Origin of the sequence: Methylobacterium sp. Leaf118 (assembly GCF_920984675.1) — a bacterium.
In the GTDB taxonomy this organism is placed as follows: domain Bacteria; phylum Pseudomonadota; class Alphaproteobacteria; order Rhizobiales; family Beijerinckiaceae; genus Methylobacterium.
In genome coordinates, this window is sequence record NZ_CAKLBV010000110.1 from 1 (window position 1) to 5,621 (window position 5,621).

The window sequence follows — 5,621 nt, forward strand, 5'->3', positions numbered from 1 at the left end:
GATCAGGCAAGCCCGCGCGGCGTTTGAGCGAAGCCCAAATCCGCCATCCCGAAGGGATCAACCGGATTGGGTATGACTGGCCGCGGCGTCGTCCGGGAGCGCCCCCCCTCGGACAGGGCCGGCTCAATGCATCGAGCGGCCCGTGCCCCGCAGGTGGCGGGCGATCTCGTGGCCGACCTCGACCGCGACCTCGTCGACGAGGCGGGCGAGCGGCGGGTTGCGCAGGCCCGCGACCAGATCCTTCATCGCGGCGGCATGGTCGGCGAGGCGGTTGGCCTTGCGCTGGGCCTGCCACGCCGCGGACCCGCCGAGGCTGCGCCCCTCGGTCAGGTCGAAGGCGAGCCCCTGCGTCGCGAGGGCACCGGTGGCGGGGTCGCGCCCGGACCGGCCCATCAGGCGCAGCCAGCGCGGCCCCTCGGGTCCGGCCCGGGTCCGGACCTCCGCCTCGAACGGGCAGCCGTCCTCCCCGGCCGAGCGGAGCATGCTCTCAAGGCGCAGCGCGTCCTCGGGCTCGATTCCCGCCAGGGCGACGGCCAGCGGCGCCCCCACGGCGGCCTCCGGCGCGACCACCAGGAGGCGCGCGAGCACCGGCGAGAGGGCGAGCCGGTCGGTCCGCGGATCGTGGGCCCAGGCCCCGAGGCAGGCCGAGCCCGCGAAGGCGGTGGGGAGATCGGGATGGAAGGCCGTCATCGGTCACCGGAATCGTCTGGCACGCGAGCCCGTCGCGGCCTGCGGACCGCCCCTCGTGAAACTACCTCAGGTAAATTTTTGGGGCCTGGGCTCACGCCGACGAAACTTTAGCCCGCCCTCGTGTCACTCGTAAAGCGTGTCGTGTGGCGGGTCGGTTGTAGCAACCTGAGGTCTGTCACCCCAGGCCGCCGGGGCCTTAACCACGGGTTAACCATGTTGGGCGAAACCCGGATCAGGGCATCCCGGTGTCACAGGACGCGCGACGTCCGGCGCCGGGGCCAGCGGGGAGGGGCCGGCCATGAAAGCGATCACGTTCGTCACGCAGAAGGGGGGCAGCGGCAAGAGCACCCTGTGCATCTCCCTCGCCGTCGCGGCGCAGGAAGCGGGCCACGCCGTCTGCATCCTCGAGATGGACCGGCAGGCCACGATCTCGGATTGGCTCGACCACCGCACGGCGGAAGGTCCGGAGGTGGCGCAGATCGACGCCACGCAGATCGACGCCGTGATGGAGCGGCTGGCCGAATCCTCCTACGACTACGTCTTCATCGACACGCCCGGCGTCGATTCCACCGGCACGCTCTCGGCGATCCGGGCCGCGGATCTCTGCATCATCCCGTGCCGCCCGACGCCCGCGGACCTGCGCGCCTTCAAGCCGACCCTGGCGGCGATCTATCGGCTGGAGAAGAAGTTCGCCTTCGTGCTGAATCAGACGCCGCCGCGCTCCTACCGCATCCGCGACGCGGCGGACGGGCTCGCGGTGCTCGGCATCCTGCCCGACGTCAACATCGTCGCCCGCACGGACCACCAGGACGCCATCGGCGTCGGCCAGGGGGTGACCGAGTTCAACCCGAAGGGACAGGCCGCGGGCGAGGTACGCCGGCTGTGGAGCTGGATCGAGCGGCGGATGCAGACGGTCCGGGCGCCGCTGCGCCGGGCCATCGGCGCGCGCAAGGATACGGGCAAGGACACGGGCAAGCATGTCAAGGCAGCCTAAGCTCAGCCTCGCCTCGATCGTCGCCGAGGCCGCGCCGAGATCCGCCCGGCCGGCGGGCGCCGAGATCGTCGCCCTCGACCGGCCCGGGGCGCCGCCCGCGAAGGCGGCCACGCTCAAGCAGCGCGCCCGGCAGATGTCGATCTATCTGGAGCCGCCCGTCTACGACCAGCTGCGCGACCTCGCCTATTCCGAGCGCGCCAAGATGCACGCCCTGATGCTGGAGGCCCTCGACCTCCTGTTCAAGCAGCGGGGCGCCCGCTCGATCGAGCAGGTGCTGGGCGAGACGCCGCGCTGACCGGAGGGGAGGGGGCCGGCCCCCGCGGCCGGCCGGATCGGCCCCCACCGCACGACGCCGGGCATCCCCTCGCCCGCAGCCCGGAGGGCGGCGCGCCCCGCGCCGCCGCACCGGCGAAACGGGCGCAGATCCCGAAACTTGTGCACATCTTTTCAGGATTGGCTTCAGCACAATCTGCCGGGATCGTGAACGGCCGCATTTTTTACCGTTGAATCAGCGGCTTACCGCATGAGCTTCGTGTCGGGTCTGCGGCGGCGATCCCGCCATGGATCCGGCGTTCAGCCTTCCTTTACCGCGTCCGGACGATCCTCTGGGGACGGACCGGGGACGTCACCCGGCCGGCGTATCGAGCGTGATCCCTCCGGCCCCGCTTTCCGCGGCCGAGGGGAGCCCTGTGGCGTTAGGCGGAAAGCGGGCGGGCGACATGACGAGTGTCAGGACGGCCGGAACGAGGCCGGCGCAGCGCGGCTTGCCGGTTCTGCAGCTGCTGGCGGTCTGTACGGTGGCGCTGGTCACCGCCAACTGCGCCAACAAGCCCCCGCAACTGGCGGGCGTGGCCCCCTCCTCCGGCAACGGCATCGACCCGAAATACGGCGTGCGGGCGAGCCGCCGCGTCTTCAACGAGGGCGACGCGATCCCGAAAGGGGGCGGACGGCGCTTCTCGGGCAAGCCCTACGTCGTGGCCGGCCGGACCTACGTGCCCCGCGAGGACGCGCGGGGCTATGTCCGCGAGGGCCTCGCCTCGTGGTACGGCAGCGCCTTCCACGGCCGCGTCACCGCCAATGGCGAGGTGTTCGACCGCCACTCCATCGCCGCCGCCCACCCGACCCTGCCGCTTCCGAGCTACGTCCGCGTGACGAATGTCGAGAACGGCTACTCGATGATCCTGCGGGTCAACGACCGCGGGCCCTATCACGCCAACCGCGTCATGGACGTGTCCGAGGAGGCCGCCCGCGCCCTCAACTTCCACCGCAAGGGCACGGCGCGGGTGCGGATCGAATATGCCGGCAAGGCCTCCGTCTCGGGCAGCGACGACCGCAAGCTGCTGGCGACGCTGCGCACCGACGGCACCCCCGCGGCGATCGGCCGGGCCCCGGTGATGATGGCCGATCTCGGCCCCTCCGAGGCCGAGCCCGCCCCCGAGCGCTTCGAGCAGCCCGCCCGGGCGCTGGCGTTCAAGCCGGCGGAGACCCGCGACGACGACGCGCCCGAGGCCGCCCCGGCGCGCGCCCCCCGGCCGGCTCCGGTCGTGCTCGCCAGAGCGCCCGGCCCGCCGCCGCGGGCCATCGGCCGGAGGCCCCGTTGCGCCTCGCACCGCCGCCGCTCCGCCTGGCCGCCACCCCGGCCAAGGCCTCGAAGGAGGCCGCCCCCCCGGCGGCGATGGCCCGGGCCGTGCACCCGAGCGAGGTCAAGGTTGCGGCCAGAGACGCGAGCAAGGGCTCGGTCAAGGTCGCCGCCAAAATCGACACCAGGATCGACGCCAAGCCCGATACCAAGCCCGATACCAAGCCCGCCACCAAGACGGCGGCCCACGCTCCGGCGCCGGCACAGGCCTCGGCCCGGATGGCGGCCGTGCCCACCACCTCGAAGCTCGCCGTCGCCCGTCTCGCCGCGACCCCGTCGCCCCCCGCCGCGAACGAGCGCGGGAAGCCGGCCGCCAAGCCGGCGGGCAAAGCCGACCGCTCGAAGGTGGCCGGCGTCTATTGACCGGTCCCGGGTGATCCCGTCGGCGGGCGTCGCCCGCCGCCCCGCAGGCGGGGAGCGGCCCGCCGCCTGAGCGAAGCGGACCGGGCGCGCGATCAACTGCGACCGGGAACAAAGGCAGCCGGGGACGATCGCCCGCACGGCGCCCGCAAAGCCCGAAGAAAGCCCCGAGCCGGCCCGCGATTCCGGGCGAGACGCGCCGCTCCCGAACGAGGGGGCGGCGTGATCGCATCGGCCCGAGAGAGGGACGCCGGCTCGCGCAACGGCGCCGATGCGGCGCACGATCCTCGAGGCCTCGTCCCGAGGGGGGGAGCGGCTTTCCCGCGCGCCGGCGGCCGGCCCGACTTGGGATCAGGCGGTCTGGAAAGCGGCCTCGAAGCGGGCGCGGGCCTCGGCCACGTCGAAGGCCGCCGGGCCGACGAGGCGGGCCAGGGCGGCCTCGGCCCGCCGGGCAGCCTCACCCGCGAGGCGGGGGGTCGCCTCGGCGATGGCGCGCATCTCGTCCATGCGGCCGTTGCAGTGGAGCACGACGTCGATCCCCGCGGCGAGGGCCGCCTCGGCCCGGGCCCGGAACGGACCCTGGAGGGCGTGCATCGACAGGTCGTCGGTCATCAGGAGGCCGTCGAACCCGATGGCGCCGCGCACGATCTCGCGGATCACCGTCGGGGACAGGGTGGCGGGCCGCTCGGGATCGATCGCGGTGAAGACCACGTGGGCGCTCATGGCGAGCGGCATGTCGGCGAGCGCCCGGAAGGGTTGGAAATCGGACGCCGCGAGGCTCGCCCGGTCGGCCCCGACCACGGGCAGGTCGAGATGGCTGTCGCAGGTGGCCCGACCGTGTCCGGGGATATGCTTGATCACGGGCAGCACGCCGCCCGCCAGCAGCCCCTCGGCGACGGCGCGGCCGATCGCGATGACGGCCTCCGGGCGGGTGCCGTAGGCCCGGTCGCCGACGATGTCGTCGGAGCCGTCCACCGGCACGTCGAGCATCGGCGCGCAATCGACGTTGATGCCGACCTCCGCGAGATCGTGGGCCATCAGCCGCGCGCCGAGCCGGGCGATCTCCGCCGCCTCGGCGAGCGCGCCGAAGCGGCGGCCGGCCGGGTATTTCGGCCAGTGCGGCGGGCCCATCCGCTGCACGCGCCCGCCCTCCTGGTCGATCAGAACCGGGGCGTCGGCCCGGCCCACCGTCGCGCGCAGGGCGTCCGTGAGCGCCCGCACCTCGTCGGGGGTGCCGATGTTGCGCTTGAACAGGATGAAGCCCCAGGGGGCGAGATCGCGGAAGAACGCCGCCTCCTCCGGGGTCAGGGTCGGACCGGAGCAGCCGAGGATGACGGCGCGGGCGCCGGATGCGGCCGAGGTCGTCTCGGAGAAAGTCGGCTCGGCGGATGTCATGGGGCCGGCGTCCTGGGGTGGGGATCACGGTCCGCGGCGGCGGCGAAAACGGAGCGAGGCGACGGGCACCAGGCCCGCCGCGTCGTCACCGATGCGGACTGCGTCAGGGTATGGGCCGCCGGCTCGGGGTTCGGCTCGGCTCAGTTCTTCTCAGTTCTTGGCGACGAAGCATTGTCCGCCGGCGCCCTGCAGGTCGCTGCACAGGCTCGAGGCCTCGCCCTTGGCGAGGGGTCCGACGCGGACCCGGAAGAGCGTCTTGCCGTTCACCTCGGCCTGCCGGATCAGCTCGGGCTTGCCGGACAGCTGGCTGTACTTGGCCTGCATCTGCTTGAGGGCCGCGCGGGCCTCGCTCTCGCTGCCGCGCACGCCGAGCTGCACCGCGTAGCCGCCGACGGGGGCCTGGGACAGGGCGGCGGTGGTCTCGGCCTGCGGCTCGGCCGGCGTGCTCGCGGTGGTCTCCGGGGACACGGAGGCGACGCGCTGGGTCGCCTTCGGACGGGGAGCGGGCGCGGCGGCCTGCGGCTCGGCGGGGGTCGCGGCGTC

General features: G+C 73.6%; 6 protein-coding genes and 1 pseudogene. 4 read left to right on the plus strand and 3 right to left on the minus strand.

From position 1 onward, the window contains the following. Positions 1–123: 123 nt before the first annotated feature. Entirely contained in the window at positions 124–690 is a 567-nt protein-coding gene (locus tag LW587_RS23455) for a PAS domain-containing protein (RefSeq protein WP_232631992.1), read from the minus strand. A gap of 298 nt (positions 691–988) precedes the next feature. Here LW587_RS23455 and LW587_RS23460 point away from each other — a divergent pair, with 298 nt between their 5' ends. The 4 genes and pseudogenes from LW587_RS23460 to LW587_RS24275 all read left to right on the plus strand — a co-directional run bounded on the left by LW587_RS23460 (position 989) and on the right by LW587_RS24275 (position 3,686). After that, the gene (locus LW587_RS23460; protein ID WP_232631993.1) at positions 989–1,684 is read left to right on the plus strand and encodes a ParA family protein; all 696 of its coding nucleotides are present in this window, start codon (positions 989–991) and stop codon (positions 1,682–1,684) included. After that, positions 1,668–1,979: a ribbon-helix-helix domain-containing protein gene (locus LW587_RS23465; RefSeq protein WP_232631994.1), complete on the plus strand. Its 312-nt coding sequence runs from the start codon at positions 1,668–1,670 to the stop codon at positions 1,977–1,979. The genes LW587_RS23460 and LW587_RS23465 overlap by 17 nt, the downstream gene beginning before the upstream one ends. 424 nt (positions 1,980–2,403) lie before the next feature. Then, positions 2,404–2,946: pseudogene (locus LW587_RS24270) on the plus strand (septal ring lytic transglycosylase RlpA family protein); the annotation flags it as partial. A gap of 335 nt (positions 2,947–3,281) precedes the next feature. Continuing rightward, positions 3,282–3,686, plus strand: a complete 405-nt coding sequence (locus LW587_RS24275; protein WP_442919196.1) for a hypothetical protein — start codon at positions 3,282–3,284, stop codon at positions 3,684–3,686. Positions 3,687–4,034: 348 nt separating this feature from the next. Here the strand turns inward: LW587_RS24275 and nagZ are convergent, their stop codons facing one another. Beyond that, complete coding sequence (gene nagZ, locus LW587_RS23475) at positions 4,035–5,078, minus strand: beta-N-acetylhexosaminidase (protein WP_232631995.1); 1,044 nt, start codon at positions 5,076–5,078, stop codon at positions 4,035–4,037. A 150-nt stretch (positions 5,079–5,228) separates the two neighbouring features. Further along, positions 5,229–5,621: SPOR domain-containing protein (locus LW587_RS23480; protein ID WP_232631996.1), on the minus strand; the 393-nt coding region annotated here is incomplete at its 5' end.